The organism is Pantoea sp. nfd-35 (assembly GCF_056892255.1).
Map to the genome: position 1 here is coordinate 2,612,614 of NZ_CP122403.1, position 19,489 is coordinate 2,632,102.

18 protein-coding genes and 2 pseudogenes are annotated in these 19,489 nt (G+C 49.0%); 8 read left to right on the plus strand and 12 right to left on the minus strand.

Features of this window, described 5'->3' with window-relative positions; genetic code table 11:
* Positions 1-12 precede the first annotated feature (12 nt).
* The 3 genes and pseudogenes from P9J57_RS12150 to P9J57_RS12160 form a co-directional block, all read right to left on the minus strand.
* The gene (locus P9J57_RS12150; protein ID WP_028715050.1) at positions 13-936 is read right to left on the minus strand and encodes a sugar phosphate isomerase/epimerase family protein; all 924 of its coding nucleotides are present in this window, start codon (positions 934-936) and stop codon (positions 13-15) included.
* An 18-nt stretch (positions 937-954) separates the two neighbouring features.
* Positions 955-2,400 carry a sugar porter family MFS transporter gene (locus tag P9J57_RS12155; protein ID WP_133344282.1) on the minus strand — a complete coding sequence of 482 codons (1,446 nt, stop codon included), beginning with the start codon at positions 2,398-2,400 and terminating at the stop codon, positions 955-957.
* A gap of 195 nt (positions 2,401-2,595) precedes the next feature.
* A pseudogene (locus P9J57_RS12160) lies at positions 2,596-3,031 on the minus strand (hypothetical protein).
* Positions 3,032-3,759: 728 nt separating this feature from the next.
* Here P9J57_RS12160 and P9J57_RS12165 point away from each other — a divergent pair.
* Together P9J57_RS12165 and P9J57_RS12170 are read left to right on the plus strand one after the other, a co-directional pair.
* Positions 3,760-3,942: pseudogene (locus P9J57_RS12165) on the plus strand (hypothetical protein); the annotation flags it as partial.
* A 90-nt stretch (positions 3,943-4,032) separates the two neighbouring features.
* On the plus strand, positions 4,033-5,211 hold the full coding sequence (locus P9J57_RS12170; protein ID WP_483279230.1) for an MFS transporter: 1,179 nt from the start codon (positions 4,033-4,035) through the stop codon (positions 5,209-5,211).
* A gap of 200 nt (positions 5,212-5,411) precedes the next feature.
* Here P9J57_RS12170 and P9J57_RS12175 read toward each other — a convergent pair whose 3' ends face one another.
* Genes P9J57_RS12175 through P9J57_RS12185 form a run of 3 tightly spaced genes read right to left on the minus strand, consistent with a single transcriptional unit; the run spans position 5,412 to position 7,672 of the window.
* A complete protein-coding gene (locus P9J57_RS12175) occupies positions 5,412-5,639 on the minus strand; it encodes a non-oxidative hydroxyarylic acid decarboxylases subunit D (RefSeq protein ID WP_013025504.1) in 228 nt (75 codons plus the stop codon).
* Positions 5,640-5,648: 9 nt separating this feature from the next.
* Positions 5,649-7,076 (minus strand): non-oxidative hydroxyarylic acid decarboxylases subunit C, encoded by a 1,428-nt coding sequence (locus tag P9J57_RS12180; protein WP_015700477.1) that lies wholly within the window; start codon positions 7,074-7,076, stop codon positions 5,649-5,651.
* Positions 7,076-7,672 carry a non-oxidative hydroxyarylic acid decarboxylases subunit B gene (locus P9J57_RS12185; protein WP_014606031.1) on the minus strand — a complete coding sequence of 199 codons (597 nt, stop codon included), beginning with the start codon at positions 7,670-7,672 and terminating at the stop codon, positions 7,076-7,078. The genes P9J57_RS12180 and P9J57_RS12185 overlap by 1 nt, the downstream gene beginning before the upstream one ends.
* Before the next feature lie 195 nt (positions 7,673-7,867).
* Between P9J57_RS12185 and P9J57_RS12190 the strand changes: the two genes are divergently transcribed.
* The 3 genes from P9J57_RS12190 to P9J57_RS12200 all read left to right on the plus strand — a co-directional run bounded on the left by P9J57_RS12190 (position 7,868) and on the right by P9J57_RS12200 (position 9,488).
* Positions 7,868-8,290, plus strand: a complete 423-nt coding sequence (locus P9J57_RS12190; protein WP_013025501.1) for a MarR family winged helix-turn-helix transcriptional regulator — start codon at positions 7,868-7,870, stop codon at positions 8,288-8,290.
* Between the two features lie 201 nt (positions 8,291-8,491).
* Positions 8,492-8,974, plus strand: coding sequence for a glutathione peroxidase (locus tag P9J57_RS12195; protein ID WP_028715045.1), 483 nt, complete (start codon positions 8,492-8,494; stop codon positions 8,972-8,974).
* Between the two features lie 304 nt (positions 8,975-9,278).
* Positions 9,279-9,488: a DUF6434 domain-containing protein gene (locus P9J57_RS12200; RefSeq protein WP_019105799.1), complete on the plus strand. Its 210-nt coding sequence runs from the start codon at positions 9,279-9,281 to the stop codon at positions 9,486-9,488.
* Positions 9,489-9,716: 228 nt separating this feature from the next.
* On the opposite strand, the gene P9J57_RS12205 is transcribed toward P9J57_RS12200, so the two are convergent.
* The 3 genes from P9J57_RS12205 to yajD form a co-directional block, all read right to left on the minus strand.
* Positions 9,717-10,748 carry a methionine synthase gene (locus P9J57_RS12205; protein ID WP_013025498.1) on the minus strand — a complete coding sequence of 344 codons (1,032 nt, stop codon included), beginning with the start codon at positions 10,746-10,748 and terminating at the stop codon, positions 9,717-9,719.
* A gap of 25 nt (positions 10,749-10,773) precedes the next feature.
* Positions 10,774-11,757 carry a DUF1852 domain-containing protein gene (locus tag P9J57_RS12210; protein WP_013025497.1) on the minus strand — a complete coding sequence of 328 codons (984 nt, stop codon included), beginning with the start codon at positions 11,755-11,757 and terminating at the stop codon, positions 10,774-10,776.
* A gap of 388 nt (positions 11,758-12,145) precedes the next feature.
* Positions 12,146-12,493, minus strand: a complete 348-nt coding sequence (yajD, locus tag P9J57_RS12215; RefSeq protein ID WP_013025496.1) for an HNH nuclease YajD — start codon at positions 12,491-12,493, stop codon at positions 12,146-12,148.
* Between the two features lie 451 nt (positions 12,494-12,944).
* On the opposite strand from yajD, the gene P9J57_RS12220 reads away from it, so the two are divergent.
* From P9J57_RS12220 to P9J57_RS12230, 3 genes are all read left to right on the plus strand, one after another.
* Positions 12,945-13,340, plus strand: a complete 396-nt coding sequence (locus P9J57_RS12220) for a VOC family protein (protein WP_013025495.1) — start codon at positions 12,945-12,947, stop codon at positions 13,338-13,340.
* A 145-nt stretch (positions 13,341-13,485) separates the two neighbouring features.
* Complete coding sequence (locus P9J57_RS12225) at positions 13,486-13,962, plus strand: bifunctional diaminohydroxyphosphoribosylaminopyrimidine deaminase/5-amino-6-(5-phosphoribosylamino)uracil reductase RibD (protein WP_015700482.1); 477 nt, start codon at positions 13,486-13,488, stop codon at positions 13,960-13,962.
* Between the two features lie 310 nt (positions 13,963-14,272).
* The gene (locus tag P9J57_RS12230; RefSeq protein ID WP_013025493.1) at positions 14,273-14,521 is read left to right on the plus strand and encodes a DUF2543 family protein; all 249 of its coding nucleotides are present in this window, start codon (positions 14,273-14,275) and stop codon (positions 14,519-14,521) included.
* A 59-nt stretch (positions 14,522-14,580) separates the two neighbouring features.
* Here the strand turns inward: P9J57_RS12230 and P9J57_RS12235 are convergent, their stop codons facing one another.
* The 3 genes from P9J57_RS12235 to uidA all read right to left on the minus strand — a co-directional run bounded on the left by P9J57_RS12235 (position 14,581) and on the right by uidA (position 19,467).
* Positions 14,581-16,164 carry an APC family permease gene (locus P9J57_RS12235; RefSeq protein ID WP_483279231.1) on the minus strand — a complete coding sequence of 528 codons (1,584 nt, stop codon included), beginning with the start codon at positions 16,162-16,164 and terminating at the stop codon, positions 14,581-14,583.
* 718 nt (positions 16,165-16,882) lie between these two features.
* Positions 16,883-17,212: a DHCW motif cupin fold protein gene (locus tag P9J57_RS12240; protein ID WP_013025491.1), complete on the minus strand. Its 330-nt coding sequence runs from the start codon at positions 17,210-17,212 to the stop codon at positions 16,883-16,885.
* Between the two features lie 494 nt (positions 17,213-17,706).
* On the minus strand, positions 17,707-19,467 hold the full coding sequence (gene uidA / locus P9J57_RS12245; RefSeq protein WP_019105801.1) for a beta-glucuronidase: 1,761 nt from the start codon (positions 19,465-19,467) through the stop codon (positions 17,707-17,709).
* Between the last annotated feature and the right edge of the window lie 22 nt (positions 19,468-19,489).

A 19,489-nucleotide genomic window follows, 5' to 3' on the forward strand; every position in this document is an offset into this window, starting at 1 on the left:
TGTTATCTCCGGTTAGAAGCCGACTGATTTTAGCCACTTAAGACTTTCGGTCACATCGTGTAGACTGCCATCAGCCTGGCGTGGATCGCGTTCCTGCTCAATCGTGATCCAGCCTTGATAATTCAAGTCGTTAAGGAGTTTCTTAATTGCGGGATAATCAATTGCCCCTTTGCCAATGGGGCACATTACGCCTTCTGCGCATGCGGCAAAGAAATCCAGTCCACGCTTGAGTACATCTTTATGGACACTTTCGTTCACATCTTTGAAATGAATATAATCAAGGCGATCGAAATAACTCTCAAGCCAGCTTACAGGGTCCATGCCAGAATAATAAAGGTGCCCTGTATCCAGACATAACCCAGCAACTGAATGCGGTATATCCTCAGCAATTTTGATAATTTCATCTGAGAACTCAATACATCCCCCCGCATGCGGATGAATTACCGGACGAACACCGTATTCACTCCAGGCCAGAGAACTTATTTCTTTAATATGTGAGACCATGCGCTGCCAGTCATCAGCACTCAGGCGAGGTGCTTTATCTGAATGTCCGGCATAACGAGCGCGTTCTTCATTACCAAAATCAATAATCACCAAATATGGCGCGGGATAATTAGAGCTGTGATCTTTCACCGCAGTGGGTATTTTAGAAAGATTTCGACACAGATTATGCGTCAACTCAATCATGTTATCAAAATTACTGTCACTGACTAAATCATCAAAAATTGTACCCGCCACGATTGAAAGCGAGGCCTTATTTAAGGCTTCCGTCAGTTTGACCGGATCCGTTGGTAAATATGTCCACGGTCCGAGTTCAATACTTTTATAACCCGCCTGATTTGCCTCACTGAGAACTTTTTGCCAGGGCGGCAGAAACGGATTTTTAGGATCATCAACTCCCCAACTGCAAGGTGCATTAGCAATATGAATAGTCATAATTACGTCCTTACTATATTAATGTTTTATATCACTGGTCGTGACGGATACAGAATTTTTATTGATAAGGGCATTCATGAGTTCTTCGACTTTCTCGAGTGCCACACCTTTTGTTTCCGGAATGTAGCGTTTTACGAACCACCAGGATATCAGGCAGGATACTGAGAACAGCAGCAGCGGGAATCCACCGTGGAATTTTTCACGCAGCCATGGATTATCATTGATAATCGGGAAAACCTGGCTAATGATAAAGTTGGATACCCACATTGAGGCATAAGCGATCCCCATGCCCATTGCGCGAAGGCGGTTAGGCAGAATTTCGCCCACCACGGTCCAGGCGATTTGCGACCATGTTAAGCCAAAGATGAACATGAAGCCTAACAGGCCGATGATTGAGGCATAGCCTTTAATACCAAAATAGAAAGTCAGGAAGGTAAGCGCCAGACAGATGAAGGTGCCGAAAGAGCCAATCAGCAGTAAAATACGGCGTCCGACACGATCAACAAAGACAATACCGACAAGCACGCCCAGGAACTGCAACGCCGCTAGCCAGGTGACCATAAACATGGCTTCTTCCATGCTGCTTGTGACATTCATCAACAAGGTTGGCCCAAAGTACTGAATAACGTTGATGCCGGTGAACTGGTTGAATACGGCAATCATTGACGCAATGATGATGAACATCTTCGCGTTACGTGTTAACCCCTTTATCGAAGGTACATTTTTTACAGATGTCGTTACTGAATCAGTATTAAAAGATGCTTTAATTTCATTAAATAAATTCGAGGCATGCGTAGGGTTGGAGATGCGAGTCAAGGTTTTCATCGCTTCGGCATCACGATTTTTCATTATATTCCAGCGAGGAGACTCCGGAATAAAAGCCATAAACATTAAATACAGGAAGCAAGGAATAACACCAAATCCAAGCATATAACGCCAGCCAACCGTCACCAGCCAGGTTTCATCTGCTCCTTTGGCGATCAAATAATTAACGATCAGCACCAAAACCTGTCCACCAACGAAAAAGACCATATTCATTGCGACAACGCGGCCGCGATAATCCCTTGGTGCAACTTCCGTCATATAAATAGGTGACACAACCGATGCCAGTCCAATGCCGAATCCGCCCAGAATACGGAAGATAATAAACATCGTAAAGTCGGTGGCTAATGCCATGCCCGCTACAGAAACCAGCATAAAGAATACTGTTATAGTCAGGGCTTTTTTTCTGCCATAATTATCGGCAAGTTTACCGGCGAGCCATGCGCCTAATACGCAGCCGATAACGATACTTGATACCGCCCAACCGGTCTGCGATGGCGTTAAACTAAAATGTCTGTTGAGAGGCTCAATAACACCTGAAATAACAGAAGTATCATACCCTTGTAACAGGCCACCCAATGCTGCCACGGTGCAGATCGCCATAACATAGGCGAGATTATATTTCTTCTCTTTCGTACTCATACGGTTACCTTTGCGTTTAATTCACACAGTTTGACTGAGTGAAGTCATATAATGACTGTTTTGAATTTGCGTAGATAATGAAATAGAAACGTAAAAGACAAACAATGTTAAACTGTCATTCTTAATATGTAGCCTCCAGAAAATCAGGCATGGATACGCCGCACACAAAAAATCCCTCCGGCGCTGATGTCATCTTTATGATTGACCTAAAAGTTCTCTTTCGATAATCCTGCGCGTGTCGACGGCCTGTGAGTTCATTTTTTCCGGATATCATAATAGTGATGCGGTAATAATGGATTCACCGCCGACTTCGAATTTTCGATTTGCAAAATTCATTTCACGTAATACGCGAAAAATCCACTTTACCTTTGCCAATGCCCCTATGCTGGTGAATTATGGCATTAACATCTGGTGGATTAGCGATGAAGGAAGGGAGTTCCACCCCGTACTGATTCAGTGCACGTTTATACTCGCTCATCAACGCTCTGGAAGCTCGGGGATGTTTACAGAACGGGTTGATACGCGGATGCGGGGATTGTTCAATATATTTATAACCCCACTCAGAAACCTGACGAATCATGCAGGTTATTGATAAATGCTTAATGACGTCAACATCAAAAGCGACTTTCATTATCCCTTTCTCCTTCTGAATAAATCAGTAGTGACAGGCCTGGCCATTTCTTTTCGCCAGCATATCGGCAATAGCGCGAATGCTCTCTTTTGCGATACCCGGCTTGGGCACCAGCGACATGCCATCTCCTCTCTTTTCGTGACTGACAGACAGCGATGCCCCCTCGCTCTCCTCCAGGCGCCCGACCTGAACCCAACACATATCCCTGCCCAAAAATAGCGAAAATGCCTTTAACGAATGTCTTCGCGTTGCCATCTACTTCAATGTATTGATTATCAATGAGCTGAACGCATGCCTGGGCCATAGTCAATCTGATGGTTTCCATTCGATCCGCCTGCCAGTTTCAAGGTTGTTCACCAGCGAACGCAGGTAAGGAATGGCATGCAGGTAATGGATTAACAGGATTATGAAACAAACAATCGAAACATCAACACATTTAAAATTCATCTTTCATTTTTGGGAAGACGATCTCAAAAAGGAACATTTAAGCCGTAAATTCCCTTTACATGAAATATTTATTTTTCAATCAAAAAAATTACATATGCATGATTTATAATGAATATAAACCAACAAAAAGGCAATCGCAGACGGGTAATGAGTGATTTCAATTACATGCAGCAGTAAAATTTTAAATCCATTTATGTTGAAAATGGAATTTTAAATCTCTAACATTCATGTTGAACATCGTGGCTTATCCCTCTTTTATACACAGTCGAAGGTGCCCCGTTATGGTCAGGAGACCAAAAAAATCAGATGTCATTTACCCTGGCCGTATCGCTGTAGATCCCGACGGACAGCTAACTGGCGCTTGTCTGGAAGACATAAGTACATTCTTTAACGCTTCAGATGGCTCTTCAGGCAACGCCGCCTATGGCACAGCGATTCAAGGGCTGCGCTCAGGCATGCAAGCGATCGCCCTGCGACTCACGCGTAAGCCTGTATTTGGCCCTGATCAACATTCAGGGCCATTCAGTAAAAAATCATTTATCTGGTGAATGCCAATGCGTTTAACTACGGCTGTATTCAACGATCGCCAGTCAACCTTGCACATGTTACGTATCAGTTTCGCCATGTTTTTTGCCTACATGACCATTGGGCTCTCCCTGACGGTCGTTCCTCTCTATGTCCATAATATTCTTGGTTACAGCGACACCCTGGTTGGATTAGTCATGGGATGCCAGTTTGTCGCAACGCTGCTGACGCGCGGGATCGCGGGACGTAATGCAGATGAACGTGGCGCAAAACAAGTGATGCATATGGGGTTGGCGGTTAGCACACTTTCCGGCCTTATGCTGCTTGTGGCGGACAGGGTCGCCCACTTTCCTTTCCTGACGTTATTCTTCCTTTTTGCCGCCCGGATACTGTTGGGCATCAGTGAAAGCCAGATCCTGACAGGGAACCTGGCATGGGGGCTGGGTTTGAGTGGCGACAAAAAAGGGGGCCGAGTCATGTCATGGAACGGGATAGCCACATATGGTGCTCTGGCAGCAGGCGCGCCTTTTGGCCTTTATCTCTTTCACTATTATGGATTTTGGGCAATTGGCCTTTGTACCGTCATGCTGCCTGTTATTGCCTTTACGCTGAATGCTGCCGTTCCCGCTGTCATCCCCTCACATGGCGTTCGCCTGCCTCTGTGGTCCGTTGTCGGCAAAATCTGGCGTCCAGGGCTGGCTCTTGCACTTCAGGGCATTGGTTTTGCTGTTCTCGGTACGTTTGTCTCCCTTCATTTTAACCAGCAGCACTGGGCGAACGCGGGACTGGCATTAACAGCGTTTGGCGCGATGTTTATCGCTGTACGACTCATTTTTAGTCATTTCCCGGACCGGTTTGGCGGCAAAACTGTCGCAATTTTTTCGCTTTTAACTGAAAGCCTGGGGTTGCTGACATTGGGTACAGCATCCACACAAATGCTCGCTTTGATTGGAGCAGGCATGACCGGTGCCGGATGCTCTTTAATCTTTCCCTCGCTAGGTGTTATCGCCTTGCGTCATTCTCCTCCGCAAACAAGAGGAACGGCATTAGGTGGCTATGCCGCTTTTCAGGACATCGCCTATGGGCTTAGTGGCCCCCTTGCAGGTTTGATCGCGGTTGCAGCCGGTTATCCGATGGTCTTCCTGTTGGCGGGTGGATGTAGCATTGCGGGCGTCATTTTTGTAGCCCTTTTCATCAAGAATGAATGAGAAGCATGAAAATTTTTCTCATGACAGACCTGCTGTTCAGTAAGCAAAATCCAGGAGATCGGGGCATGTTTAACCTGTAACGCCAGAAAAGGCAGATTAGGTTTGATATTTGGCATCTCAAGGCAGGACGTTAACAATGTGATTTTTTAACGTGGCAAATCATGCATAGCGGGCCTGGCCTGGACCCGCCAGAAAGTAAGTTACTTAGCTAACAGAGGAGGGACAGACGGGACTTCCGGCGCATTATCAATATCACGTTGAGTCATCCGGAAGGCTTCAGGATAATGTTCCCGCTCCGTTCTTCGGGCTGGCTCTGTATTGCGCCATGTGTACAGGCAATGCTGACACTGATGCACCGTCCATATCCCCTCAACTGGGGATGTTGCCATGATTTCAATGTGTTCATCAGCACAACGTGGACAAATCATACTTTCTCCTTAACCGCGATTTGATAACAGGGACGTTAACTTCTCAACCCAGATTGAAGTTTCTGGCAGGTCTTTTACCGGCTGACTGTAGTGGCCGCGGGTATCCGGTGCCACGGGAGTCGTCGCATCGATCACAAGTTTATCCGTGATTCCCGCAGGGCTGGAACCCGGGTCCAGTTCCAGTACGGACATGTTTGGCAGTTGAACGAGATCGCCTTGCGGATTGACCTTTGAAGACAGCGCCCACATCACCTGAGGCAGGTTAAAGGGATCGACATCCTCATCGACCATGATCACCATCTTGACGTAGCCCAGACCATGCGGGGTTGTCATCGCCCGTACGCCTACAGCACGGGCAAATCCACCATAACGTTTCTTTGTAGAAATAATGGCCAGTAATCCGTGTGTATACATTGCATTTACAGCCTGCACCTCAGGGAAATCCGCTTTCAGCTGTTGATACAAAGGGACACAGGTTGCCGGGCCCATCAGATAATCAATTTCGGTCCAGGGCATTCCCAGATACAATGACTCGAATATTGGCTTAGTGCGGTAGGAGACCTTATCAATCCGTACAACGGTCATATTGCGACCGCCGGAATAATGGCCGGTGAATTCGCCAAACGGTCCTTCAATCTCACGTTTGCGCCCTTCTATCACGCCTTCAAGAATGACTTCCGATCCCCACGGCACATCAAAGCCGGTCAGAGGCGCGGAGGCGATGGGGTACGGGCTTTCACGCAGCGCACCTGCCATCTCATATTCTGACTGGTCGTATTTCAGCGGCGTGGCGCCCATCAATGTAATAATGGGGTCATTGCCCAGCGTAATAGCCACTGGCAGATCGTCGCCACGTTCTTCGGCCTTATGGAGATGAAGTGCAATGTCATGCATCGGCACGGGCTGTAGCCCGAGTTTACGTTTACCTTTCACCTCCATCCGGTAAATGCCGACGTTTTGCTTACCGAAATGTTCTGGATCAAGCGGGTCACGTGATACTACGCAGGCCTTATCAAGATAGAAACCGCCGTCGCCGTCGTTCAGGCGGAACAGGGGAAGGATGTCGAAGAGATTGATCTCTTCACCATCAACGGTATTTTCTGACCAGGGCGCATTGTCGCGCCGCTCTGGTGCCACAGGAAAAGTGTCCCAGCGACGAATGAATTCATCTATCTGCTGTTTCACTGGGGTATTCATTGGGAGGCCCAGTGAAATTGCATGGTTTTGCCAGGAACCAATAGTGTTCATCACAACATGAGCATGATTGAACCCCTTTATTTTTTTGAATGAGATTGCCGGTGCACCTTCACCGATTCGGCCTGTAGCATTAGCGGCCGCGGCAATATCAGGTTCGGGTAAAACCTCTTCATCAATCTCAAGAAGCTGCCCCTGCTCGTCCAGAGCCTTAAGGAAGCTACGTAGGTCATCAAAAGCCATTATTTACTCTCCATACTCAGGGATTTCTTAGAATTGTTCAGGCCTTTCCAGCGATTTGCCTTTGGCGAGGCAATCCCAAACTGGTCGAGAACACGAGAAACGACATGATCGATCACATCATCAATTACTGCGGGGTGGTTATAAAAAGCGGGCATGGGCGGAACCATGGATACGCCAAGACGGGAAAGGGCTAGCATATTTTCCAGGTGAATGGTGCTGAGAGGCGTCTCTCTGGGGACCAGCACAAGTTTTCTGCCTTCTTTAATGACGACATCAGCAGCCCGTCCAATAAGGCCTTCCGCGTATCCCATGCGAATTCCCGCTAAGGTTTTCATACTACAAGGAATAATGACCATCCCATCGGTGTGAAAAGAACCTGACGAGAGAGTAGCGGCCTGGTCGGACGGGCCATACACAACATCAGCCATGCTCATCACCTCACGCGATGAAAAAGGCGTTTCGAGTTCAATTGTGGTTTTAGCCCACTTGCTCAAAATCAGATGAGTTTCAACCTCTTTGATTTCCTGCAAAATACTGAGCAGAGCCACCCCTAAAGGGGCACCTGTTGCTCCCGTCATACCGATTACAATTCTCATCTGACTTCCTTGCAAATAACGTTCGTGTACGAATGAAATTAACGGTAATCTACTCAAACCCATAAAGTCAATTGATTTCCATGGTTACTATTTTTAGTGTGACCTTTTGTATCTGGTGATAAAGAATGTTTAACGGTGGGATAATGATTTAACATTAACTAAATACGAGGATGACAGAGCCAGAGAAAAGTTAATATGAACAATGACTTGAGCAACCTTTTCTTTCATTTGACGAGGCAACTTCTACAGGAACATACCGCCCTGTGGCAGGAAGCGATGCCCTTTCTGACAAAGCAGCAGTATGCTGTTCTTTCAGCCGTTCATGCTAAACCGGGAATCGAACAACTGGAATTAACAGAGGCGGCGTTAAGTTCGAAGGCTACGCTGGCAGAATTGCTGGTTCGCATGGAACATAAAGGTCTGATACAACGTGAAGAAGGAAAAAAAGACAAACGTCGTAGATTTGTTACGCTTACCGATCAGGGCGAAGAGATGCTTAACACTGCATCACCGATTGCTGAAAGCGTTGATTCACATTTTCTGAACAGGTTAGAAGACCATGAGCAAAAGGAAATCATAAGCCTTCTTAAAATCATGTTAAAAAAACAGGCTTCCTGAAAGCATCCCGTTATTCTTCAGAAACAGATTTAATGGCAGGGTTGTGCCTTGATCGGGCATGATTCACGCAACGCTGAGTTAATCAAAGGTCGGCGGGTCACTGAAATGACAGAGAAAACAGCGCTGGTTGACGGGGCGAAGCAAGAAACCGTCTGAGTGCTCATCTTTACCCTGACTAACACGCACTTTAAGGATTTCAGCATGACCACTTTTCATCAACTCAACGCCACCAGCCTGAATGGCCAGCACATCTCGATGGCCGACTATGCTGGCAAGCTGGTTCTGGTGGTGAATACCGCCAGCCATTGTGGATTCACTCCACAATATGCAGGTCTTGAAGCACTCTACAAAAAGTACGCTGCGCAGGGGCTGGTGGTGCTGGGTTTCCCTTGCAACCAGTTCGGTAAGCAGGAACCGGGCAGTGCCGACGACATCGCGCAGACCTGTCACATTCACTACGGTGTGAGCTTCCCCATGTTCGAAAAAGTAGAGGTTAACGGCCCCGGAACGCATCCGCTATTTCGTTACCTGAAAGCGGAGTTACCCGGTGTGCTGGGTGAGCGGATTAAATGGAATTTCACTAAGTTTTTGATCGGACGCGACGGCAAACCACTCAAGCGTTTTGCACCCATCGCTACGCCGGAAAAAATGGAAGCCACCCTCCTTGCGGCACTTGAAAGCTAACCAGGGTGGTCAAATTTATCCTTGGCCATTTTCTACAAACTGATGCTATCCAGACTGGATTACCCTTTACTGATCGCTCGCAACGTCTTTTAACGCTATAACTTTGCTCATTACGCAAAGAGCCGGTCGCTTAATAAAAAGCACGCCCTTCTCTTGAGCAGGGATGGCAGGGATGTTGCTATATCCTGTCCTCAGCGCGCAATACCGGTATCCATTCATTTTTAATGCCACTATCCAGCACTGAAGCGTAATCGGCCAGGCGCGACGATTTTCGCCTTTACCACGTGTTACTTGAGGCAAGCGGATGAACATTGACTGGCACAGCGCAGAACTGACGCGCATGACGATCGTGGATAAAAACTATAAAAATACGCAAAATGTGCGCCGCTTTATGGTTGCACAGTGCGGAGAACGTTTCCGGTTCGATCGGGATTTTATGGCCTGGATACGCAATGACATTCCCAAAAACCTGGGAGAGGTGGTGGATGAGTGGAAGCGCAGAAAGGCTGGCTGACACTCACAATCTGTTCATCCCCTCTCCTTTTTGCTTTCGGGCATCTGTCCGGGCACCGTTTACGTCCACACCTGATGCCAGCGCGTGAAAATAACGGCCAGCAGGTGTACGCGGCGGTTATTTTATTGCGGCTTTACAGAGCCAAGCCTGACAGGGTGACAAAAAAAGGCCCGATCACCGATCGGGCCTTTGCTCATACACAGGTCATTCACCGAATGTCTGACGCCGTTATTTCGACAGCAGTTCTTTACGGATGATTTCTGCACCGGCGCTGAGGGCACTCAGCTTGCCCCGGGCAACCTGACGGGATAACGGCGTCATGCCACAGTTGGTAGAGGGATAAAGCTTATCGGCATCCACAAACTGAAGGGCTTTACGCAGCGTATCGGCCACTTCTTCAGGGGTTTCGATCGCGTTGGTTGCCACATCAATGGCCCCGACCATCACTTTTTTACCGCGAATCAGTTCGATAAGATCCATCGGCACGCGAGAGTTTTGGCATTCCAGCGAGATGATATCGATGTTCGACTTCTGCAGCTTAGGGAAGACTTCTTCATACTGACGCCATTCGGTTCCGAGCGTCTTTTTCCAGTCGGTGTTGGCTTTGATGCCGTAACCGTAGCAAATGTGCACAGCGGTCTCGCACTTGAGCCCTTCAACGGCGCGTTCCAGGGCGGCAATGCCCCAGTCATTCACCTCATCGAAAAACACGTTAAATGCCGGTTCGTCAAACTGGATAATATCGACACCCGCCGCCTCAAGTTCCTTCGCTTCCTGGTTAAGAATTTTGGCAAATTCCCAGGCCAGTTTTTCGCGGCTCTTGTAATGGTTGTCATACAGCGTATCGATCATGGTCATGGGACCCGGCAGCGCCCATTTGATCTGTTTATTCGTCAGCTGACGTAAAAATTTGGCATCTTCAACGAAGACCGGCTTCTGACGGGCCACTTCACCCACCACACTCGGCACGCTGGCATCATAACGATTACGGATTTTGACGATCTCGCGTTTTTCAAAATCCACACCGCTAAGGTGTTCAATAAAGGTGGTCACAAAGTGTTGGCGCGTTTGCTCACCATCGCTGACGATATCGATACCGGCGCGATCCTGATCGTCCAGAATCAAACGCAGTGCGTCTTTCTTGCCATCGATTAATTCTTCATTTTCCAGTTTCCAGGGCGACCACAGTGTTTCAGGTTGCGCAAGCCAGGACGGTTTTGGCAGGCTTCCCGCCGTGGAAGTCGGTAACAAAGTTTTCATAACAGGTAACCTTATACTGAGTTAATCAAAGAACGTAATTAGCAGACCATTGCTCAAGAACATTTTTGTAGGGTTTGATGAAGTTCTTCTCGGTAAACTTCCCTTGTTCAATAGCCAGATGGCTACGCTCTTCTCGGTCGTAAACAATTTGCGTTAAAGAATAATCCCGATGGCTCAGGCTCGGTTGATATTCAATACCAGCCGGCGAGTTTGCATTATAGATCTCAGGGCGATAAATCTTCTGGAACGTTTCCATCGTACTGATGGTGCTGATGAGTTCGAGATTAGTGTAATCACGCAGCAGATCACCCGTAAAATAGAACGCCAGGGGCGCAACGCTGTTTTCAGGCATAAAATAGCGCGCATGTAATCCCATCTTGCTGAAGTATTTATCGGTCAGCGAATATTCATCCTGCTGGTACTCAATGCCCAGTACCGGGTGACGGTTGCCGGTGCGGACATAGGTGTTTTTGCTTGAAACACTCAGGCAGATCACCGGTGACTTGCTAAAATTCGCCTTGTAAGCCTCTGATTGCAGGAAGCATTTGAAGATATTGCCATGCAGCTCGCCAAAGTTTTCCGGGATAGTAAACACCGGATTATTTTTGTTGTGCTCTGACAGCAAGACGCTGAAGTCATAGTCACGCACGTAAGAAGAGAAGTTGTTCCCCACAATGCCTTCAATACGTTCGTCGGTTTTTTTATCGACGATACTGGTTTTCAATATTTCGATAACCGGGAAAGCATCGCGATTATTTTCCACATTGATATTCATCTCAACGGAAATGATCTCAAGCTCGACAGAATAACGGTCCCCTTTCGGGTTATCCCAGTGCGCCAGGGAATTAAAACGATTATCCATCATCACCAGGGCGTTACGCAGGTTTTCCTGGCGGTTCTTGCCACGGGCCAGGTTAGCGAAGTTGGTCGTGATGCGCGTGTTTTCTGACGGATTATAATTCTCATCAAAAACACTGCTCTTAATCGTAAAGGTGAAATTGTTATTCATCGTGTCTGGATCCTGAATTCTGATGTAAAAACTGCGTTATTTGCCAGACTGGTCTGCTTGTCTCGTCTGCTTCACAGTTTTTAACGCGCCTGCAATCAATAAGCATATTTTATGCCAGAGTCGTAACATGAGTGAAAGCGACTTAATTTCACATTAACATGAGCCTTCTTCATGGTGGTCCTTCCGTTGCTGTACGAACCCCATGCCCACACAGTGGCTGGTGGGCATGGGGAGCGCAACGTGCAGAGTAAAAAAAGGCCTGCCGGGCTGACAGAACGCGGCAAACATTCGGCAGGCCGCCTCTCTCCTGCCCTGTTCCAAACGCTGCCAGATGTCAGCACCTGCCATCGTCATGCAGAAAGACAAGATGCAACAGGATGGCCAGCGGTTATTTCTTTTTGGTGAGCATCGACTTTAGATCGGCAAAGGGATTGTAGGTGGCGGCCCCCACATCATCCTGCGCATCCTCGCCAGCCACAACGGAGGTGCCGTACTGATCGGCTTCCGTATATTTTGAGTGTTCATGATCATGGCAGTACAGGCACAGCAGCTCCCAGTTACTGCCGTCTGGCGGATTATTGGTGTGGTCGTGATCGATGTGGTGAACCGTTAATTCCCGCAGGTTTGAATAAACAAACTCCCGCGAGCATCGCCCACAAACCCACGGATAGATTTTTAACGCTTTTTCACGATAGCCACTTTCCAGCCGCGAGTAGTTTTTGGGGATCAGAGCCATGACCGACGTTACCTGTATGATGAGATTTTTTCACTTGTGATTGCAGCAGGCTAACCTGCTTATCGGATGACTTCAAGTTGTATGCTGGGTCCGTTTTTTGCCCGTTTTTCCCGCCGCCTACCTGTTCCGTTCAGCGCTAAAGCCAGAAGCACATTTCCTGTCTGTTGAGCAATGCCTGGGTGCGATAACGTTATGTGTGCTGGATAAAGGGACAGGACCAGAAGCCGGTAACCAGGCCCCCTCATCGGCCTGTTAAAATGCCAAGCCTGCCCTGAATGATTTCACCTGACCCGATACAAAACGTGCATGTTATTCTGCACAGACATGCATTGTAAGCATTTCCCTTAACGTAAGCCTTCCAGCTTTGGAGCGTCCCAGACAGAATAAAAAATTCGTTCATGATTTCAGGCCTTCTCTAAAGCCGTTTTTCCTTTGAATTTATGGAGCAGAAATGAGAACGCAGAAACGTTGCATAGGTTATATCGCCATTGTGGTTGATGACTACGATCGGGCTATTGAGTATTACACTGACAAGCTGGGCTTTATTCTTGTTGAGGACACACCGCAGCCGGGTAAACGTTGGGTGGTCGTCACGCCGAATCCGGAAAGCGATTGTCATCTCCTCCTGGCACGCGCCTCAAATGACCGCCAGGAAAGCTTTATTGGTAATCAATGCGGCGGCAGAGTGTTCCTGTTCCTGCAGAGCAATGATTTCTGGCACGACTACCAAGCCATGAAAGCGAAAGGTGTGACGTTTTGTGAGGAACCACGAGAGGAAGAGTATGGGCTGGTTGTGGTATTTGAAGACCTCTATGGTAACCGTTGGGATCTTTACCAGAACAGGTAAACCAAAACGACAGGCCTGTAAAACAGGAAACAGAGGTTCACAAATAAGGGCTGCCATCTGCCCTTGTGATGTGATTACCCATACTCAATGCGGTGGTTCAGTTTCCTTAATCGCTGGACATCGATGACAGGGGCCATAAATATGGATGTCTTCTGATCCCAGAGCTTCAGCAGATAAAGGCATTATGGAAGAAAAGCTAAAATTTATGATGTTGGCGCTTGAGTACTCCCGCCAGGCATTACCCGAATGCAGACCCAATCCCCCTGTCGGATGCGTGATCGTTCATGACGGTGAGGTTGTTGCTAAGGGGTTTACACAACCGCCAGGCCAACACCATGCTGAGATCGACGCGATCGCAAAACTTACCTTCCCCATTAGCGAATGTGAAATATATGTCACGCTTGAGCCCTGCTCTTTTCAGGGCAGAACGCCTTCGTGTGCTTTAACAATTGCAGAGCTAAAGCCAAAACATATTTATATTGCCATGGACGATCCGCACCCGAAGAACAGGGGAGCGGGACGCACTATTTTAAAAAAGGCAGGCATCAGCTTTACATCGGGCATCGGAAAGCAGGCGGTCGAGAAATTTCTTTTCCCCTATCTGGACACGTCTTCTTCATAAACATCACTTTTATCGCCGCATTGGGATCTCCGCGGGACGTTATCCCATCATCATCCCGACATTTTCGTCGTGATGGCACTTACCGCCCGGCCAGAACGGCCCGGCTTTGCCAGTAGCCAATAATCTGTTCTGTGGGCACGCGCAGCTCACTCTGGTTAATGCATGAACGGGCAAATAAGCGGATGCCCGCACGCTTGTTAATTTTCCCGCCCCCCGCCGCTGACTGGCAGAAAAATCGCGAGATGAATGTTATGATTAACCCATTCTATTCAGTCACAAAAGACACAGGTGCAAACCCTGAGGGCAAGATATGAACAACGAAGTCTCACTGAAATACTATGACATTGCCGATGAGTATTCGTCAGAAACGGAAACGCCGGTAAGCGAATCCGAGCGTGACGCCCTGGCACACTATTTCCAGTTGCTGATTGGCCGTTTAATGAATAACGAAGAAATCAGTGAAGAAGCGCAGAAAGAGATGGCCGTTGAAGCGGGCATTAATGAACAACGCATTGATGAGATCGCCACCTTCCTGAATCAGTGGGGCAACGAAGACTAATTCCGGTAAACGCTGCCGCTAAAGCACCTGTGCCGGAGCACAGGTGCAGGCGATAAACACTATACCGCGTGTTGGCTAAAGGATACGGATTCCGCTTCCTCATCGGTAATGTTGGGTTGAGAAAAGCTCGCTTTAACGCCCCAAAAGTAGCAGGCCAGAGACGCGACAATAATGAGGATCATGTCGAGTGGTGCGTCAATCATACCGCTTCCGCCATAGGTACCCAGCATAGAAACCACCATGACCGCGATGTAATAAGCCAGCAGCCACCAGGCGCACTGCAAATCCTGACTGAACTGGTTGCTCTTTTTGCCAAAGATCGCGTAAGCGACCCAGGCAACAATCAGAATCGGAATGAGGATCTCATTAACAGACCAGCCGCTCCAGTAAATCAAAAGCGTACTGGCAACAAACGCCAGCGGGCTGAGAACCGCCGCAACGGGCAGACGAAACGGACGCTGCATATCGGGCAGGTGTTGACGAAAAGCGCCCAGGGTTATCGGGCCGGGCATGTAAGTAAAAACGGTTGCCGACGTCACCGCGCCGATTAAACCGCCCCAGACCTGAAACTCGGAAGGCAATGTCCAGGCGATGGCCAGCAGCAACGACAGCCACAATGCACCGCGCGGTACGCCAGATTTTGCATCCACTTTGCCAAACACTTTAAACAGATGGCCATTACGCGCCCAGGCAAACAGCACGCGCGCGGCGCCGGCCAGGTAGATGTTGCCGGTCCCGGCCGGGGAAATCACCGCGTCGATCAGAATCAGGTTAATCAACCAGGTCAGCCCCAGGCTGCGCGCCAGATCGGCATAGGGAGACTGGAATATCTGCTTCAGCCCTGCCCAGCCATGTTGTGACAGCAAATCGGTCGGTACCGCCCCCATGAACGCATACTGCAGGGCCAGGTAAATCACGAAGCTGACAGCAATGGCAATACCGATTGCCAGCGGCACGTTGCGCTGTGGATTTTTAGCTTCACTGGCAAAATCAACCGCCTGACGAAAGCCAAGATAGGCAAAGACGATCCCTGCCCCCGTCAGTGAGCTGAAAACGCCATGAGCCCCACCCGGCGGAGAAGGTGGAACATCAAGGTTCGGCGCATGGAAGTAAAGCAGAAGTGTCACGATGGTCAGCAACGGCACGATAAATTTGAAGGTGGTGACAATCGTGTTCACCCGCCCAAAGAAGCTGACGCTCCAGTAGTTGAGCAGAAAAAACACCACCAGCAGCCCAATCTGCACGCCAAACCCTAACCCCGTTGGGCTGCCGTCCTCATGCCCCAGTGCGGGCCACCAGTAGATCGCATACTGACGAACGGCCTCAACTTCCACCCCTGCGGTGCTGGTATAGGCCAGCAGCGAGCTGACACCAATCACGAAACCGACGATGTTGCCGTGCGAATAATTGGGATAGCGAACAAAACCGCCGGCGCGCGGTAGCGCTGAGGACAGCTCGGCGTAAACCAGGCCAATCATCAGAACAATCACGGCACCCAGTACCCATGCCCAGCCGGTATGGCTGCCCGCATAGCCGGAACTGTTAAGGGCGGCATATAACCAGCCCGAACCGATCATTGAGCCGATGCCAAGTAATGACAGATCGACCAACCCTAATTTCTTTTTAAGTCCCGTAGATGCCATGCTATGCCCCTGTCTGATTATTGGATGTTGTAGGTGGGAATAAAGCATATTGTGTGCCAGCAATATTTTGCTGTCGTAATAGTTTATGTAAGAAACATTCCAGATCACATAACCTGCCAGATAAGGGTTTCAGGAATCCGTTTCAACAGAAATATAAAATATCCGTCGGCGTGAGTAGCGATGTTAAGCATGAGATCAGGGTGCAACGCGCACTGCAATGATCCAGAAAATATATAGCGATGCTATTTGAAACATTCCGTCACCAGTGCAAAAGTTGTGACATATATTCAGGGGACAGGTCGTTAGCAACGCCTTTAGTCAGTTGAATGACGCCACGCAAAATAACGCGACGTGAGTTTCCCCGTCATCCCTTTGCTGTCAGGGCCTGCGTTGCAGTGATGGAGGAGCATCGAGGTGTCAAGCAGACTGCGTAAAAATGCGGATGAGGTTGGCCTTTTTCACCTCACACCCGATATTTCAATGCGTTTTCCCATCTGGTGTTTTATGAATAAAAAAGAAAGTTAAAAAAGAGAGGGGTCATCAGACATTCAGCGTAATGATGCTGCTGCGTCCTGTGTTAATGATTATGGCAATAAGAAATCATCGTCTGAAAAAGGTGCCCTCTGTCTCCTTGTTTTTTTTTAGTTCAAGGATCAGCAGAAGCACCCTATATTCAACTTGAGGCTATCCGTTGCGGTAACCGCATTTTAATCTGCCATCAGTCCACAATAAACAGCGTCGCCCCTTCTCTGGTGGTTGATCGATGGGCTTCGGCATCGTCGGCAACCTGATAACTCACGCCCGGCGTTAATACAAACGTGCGTCCATCATCCAGCTCTGTGACCATTTCGCCTTTCAGGCACAGAAGAATATGCCCTTTTATACACCAGTGATCGGCCACGTAGCCGGGGGAATAGTCAACCATTCTGACTCTGATATCGCCAAACTTTGCCACGCGCCAGAGCGCAAACCCGCTATCACCCGGATGCCGTTCTGCCTCTATCTGTGCCCAGTCTGTTATCCCGAAAGGGATATTTTCCATTTTCATTTTTCAGGCCTTATTGTTGCGCTTCGCTGACAGTTAGGTGCGTGGGCGAGAAACGGCACGCCAATGTATTATTCCGGATTCAGTAGACGTGATTTCGTTATTTAAGGCAACGGGCAACGTAAAATCGGGAGGTGTTAATCTGCGGCGTCAAAGGCCAATGTGATAGTCGGTCAGAGAAGTCAAATTTTATCCGGGTAAAACACCGGCCCTTTTTAATTACAGGTCGCACACCCGAATACCTGTCCCCGCCGCACAGTCGAGGCACAGAATGTTCAGCTGAAGATGCGTCGTATAAAGCCATCGTTTTTAACCTGCGCCCCTTTATCACAGGAGCCGGCATTCGCGTCTGTTTCAGCCACCGCGTCCCGTAACCGAAAGTAAAAGGCTTGTGGGTTACGGCTAAGGCTTTTTCATCCGTTACCTTCCCTGTTACCTCCCTCACCTGTAACTTGCCCGGATGCACTCTCGCGCATCCGGATTATTACGCGCGGCGCTTAAGACATCGCCGTCCAACGCTTTTTAAGCAGAAAAGCGGAGGCCTTAGGTTTACGGTCTCGGGTAAATACGCCCTTTTTATTTCCCCCTACCCGAATAATGCCCTGCGAGGTGGCGAAGTCGGCAAAGTTCCACACGTGCTCCCCGACGACAAAGGGTAAGCGATCAAAGACCTTATGGTACATCTCAAGGAACGCGCACTGGTACTCTTCAGACCACATTTCGTTATAGACGGAATGAAGGCCCGACAGCGTATCAGTCCCGTATTCGGTGATGATGATGGGCTTTTGATGGCGATCGTGCCAGGCGGTAAGTTCCGCTTCCAGCGTTTTCTCCGCTGCCGTCAGATCGGCGGGATTTTCATACCAGCCGTAATATCGGTTCAGGCAAAGTACGTCAAACAGATCGCTGATCTGGTCTTCATCCAGCGAGGATTTCGTAATATTAACGCAGCAAACCGGACGGCTGGGATCCCGTTGCTTTGTCGCCTCAACCAAAGGTAGAAAATAATTCCGGCTGGCGGGTTCACGTGCGTCCGGCTCATTCGCGATACTCCACATCACCACCGAAGGATGATTTTTATCCCGGTCAATCAGTTCATGTATTGCCTCAAGATGCGCCTGCTGCGTGACCTCGTTAAGCGCGTCGGCGCAAAACAGTTTTTCTGGCCGGGCAATGTTGCGAATCATAGGCAGCGAAACGTTAAATCCGACCGCCGGGGTTTCATTAATGACCACGATGCCGTGCTCATCCGCCCAATCGAGCATCTCTTCTGCATAGGGATAATGCGCGGTTCGGTAAGAGTTGGCTCCTGTCCAGGACATCAATGCATGGTCGTGCACCAGCAGCACATTGTCGAAGCCTTTGCCGCGGAGATCGGCATCTTCATGTCGACCAAATCCCTTGAAGTAAAAGGGCTGGTTATTAATAAGAAAACGGTCGCCCTTCACCTGGACAGTCCGAATCCCCACCGGCAGTTCATAACAGTCGGTTTCGGCATTAACGATCAACCGGTACAGGTAGGCCTTACCGGGCTGCCAGAGCACGGGCCGACTCACCGCCAGACATCCTTCACGTCCCGAACCTTGCGCAACCGGCGTTCCCTCATGATCGATTAACTGACAGGTCACATTACCCGGTGCGTCAATGCGGTAATGCACCGCGCCCGAAAGGAGATCGTCGGTGAAATCCGTATGTACCTCAATGTCCCTAATAAACTCGCGCGGCGAGGTATAAAGCCAGACGTGACGATGAATGCCCGCATAGTTAAAGAAATCGTGGAAATAGTGCTGCTTCAACCGCCCGTCCTGCTCGGCAACCACGCCCGGCGGAATGGTGTGCCACGACAGCTCGTTGTTTACACACACCGTGAGACGTACGACGCGTTTCGTCGCCACATGGGCGGTAATATCGCATTCGAATGGCGTATAACCGCCCTGGTGGAACAGAATCTGTTCGTCGTCCAGCCATACCGTTCCACGATGCGTGACAGCGTCAAAACGCAGCACCACGCGCTGCTCATGCCAGCGATCGGGAATGCGGACCTCGGTCTGGTACCAGACATCGCCCACATGCGAGCGCACCTCCTCATCGGCGAACTGATCGTTATAGCTTCCGGGAACCGCCACTTTGCGGGCACCGTTGAGACGGCCTTTCCACCACTCATCGGTCAATCCGCGCCTGTCTGCATCACGTTTAAACGTCCATAAACCATCGAGTAATTTAGCTTCACGTGACGCCGTTTCAATAGGTTTTAACATCTGACCTCCCTTCTGTTCGTTA

Coding starts and splice junctions, on each gene's coding strand:
- P9J57_RS12235 (WP_483279231.1), bottom strand. CDS start 16,164: ATGGCATCTACGGGACTTAAAAAGAAATTAGGGTTGGTCGATCTGTCA.
- P9J57_RS12205 (WP_013025498.1), bottom strand. CDS start 10,748: ATGAAAACTTTGTTACCGACTTCCACGGCGGGAAGCCTGCCAAAACCG.
- P9J57_RS12190 (WP_013025501.1), top strand. CDS start 7,868: ATGAACAATGACTTGAGCAACCTTTTCTTTCATTTGACGAGGCAACTT.
- P9J57_RS12195 (WP_028715045.1), top strand. CDS start 8,492: ATGACCACTTTTCATCAACTCAACGCCACCAGCCTGAATGGCCAGCAC.
- P9J57_RS12240 (WP_013025491.1), bottom strand. CDS start 17,212: ATGAAAATGGAAAATATCCCTTTCGGGATAACAGACTGGGCACAGATA.
- yajD (WP_013025496.1), bottom strand. CDS start 12,493: ATGGCTCTGATCCCCAAAAACTACTCGCGGCTGGAAAGTGGCTATCGT.
- P9J57_RS12220 (WP_013025495.1), top strand. CDS start 12,945: ATGAGAACGCAGAAACGTTGCATAGGTTATATCGCCATTGTGGTTGAT.
- P9J57_RS12185 (WP_014606031.1), bottom strand. CDS start 7,672: ATGAGAATTGTAATCGGTATGACGGGAGCAACAGGTGCCCCTTTAGGG.
- P9J57_RS12210 (WP_013025497.1), bottom strand. CDS start 11,757: ATGAATAACAATTTCACCTTTACGATTAAGAGCAGTGTTTTTGATGAG.
- P9J57_RS12175 (WP_013025504.1), bottom strand. CDS start 5,639: ATGATTTGTCCACGTTGTGCTGATGAACACATTGAAATCATGGCAACA.
- P9J57_RS12225 (WP_015700482.1), top strand. CDS start 13,486: ATGTCTTCTGATCCCAGAGCTTCAGCAGATAAAGGCATTATGGAAGAA.
- P9J57_RS12170 (WP_483279230.1), top strand. CDS start 4,033: ATGCGTTTAACTACGGCTGTATTCAACGATCGCCAGTCAACCTTGCAC.
- P9J57_RS12230 (WP_013025493.1), top strand. CDS start 14,273: ATGAACAACGAAGTCTCACTGAAATACTATGACATTGCCGATGAGTAT.
- P9J57_RS12150 (WP_028715050.1), bottom strand. CDS start 936: ATGACTATTCATATTGCTAATGCACCTTGCAGTTGGGGAGTTGATGAT.
- P9J57_RS12200 (WP_019105799.1), top strand. CDS start 9,279: ATGAACATTGACTGGCACAGCGCAGAACTGACGCGCATGACGATCGTG.
- P9J57_RS12180 (WP_015700477.1), bottom strand. CDS start 7,076: ATGGCTTTTGATGACCTACGTAGCTTCCTTAAGGCTCTGGACGAGCAG.
- uidA (WP_019105801.1), bottom strand. CDS start 19,467: ATGTTAAAACCTATTGAAACGGCGTCACGTGAAGCTAAATTACTCGAT.
- P9J57_RS12155 (WP_133344282.1), bottom strand. CDS start 2,400: ATGAGTACGAAAGAGAAGAAATATAATCTCGCCTATGTTATGGCGATC.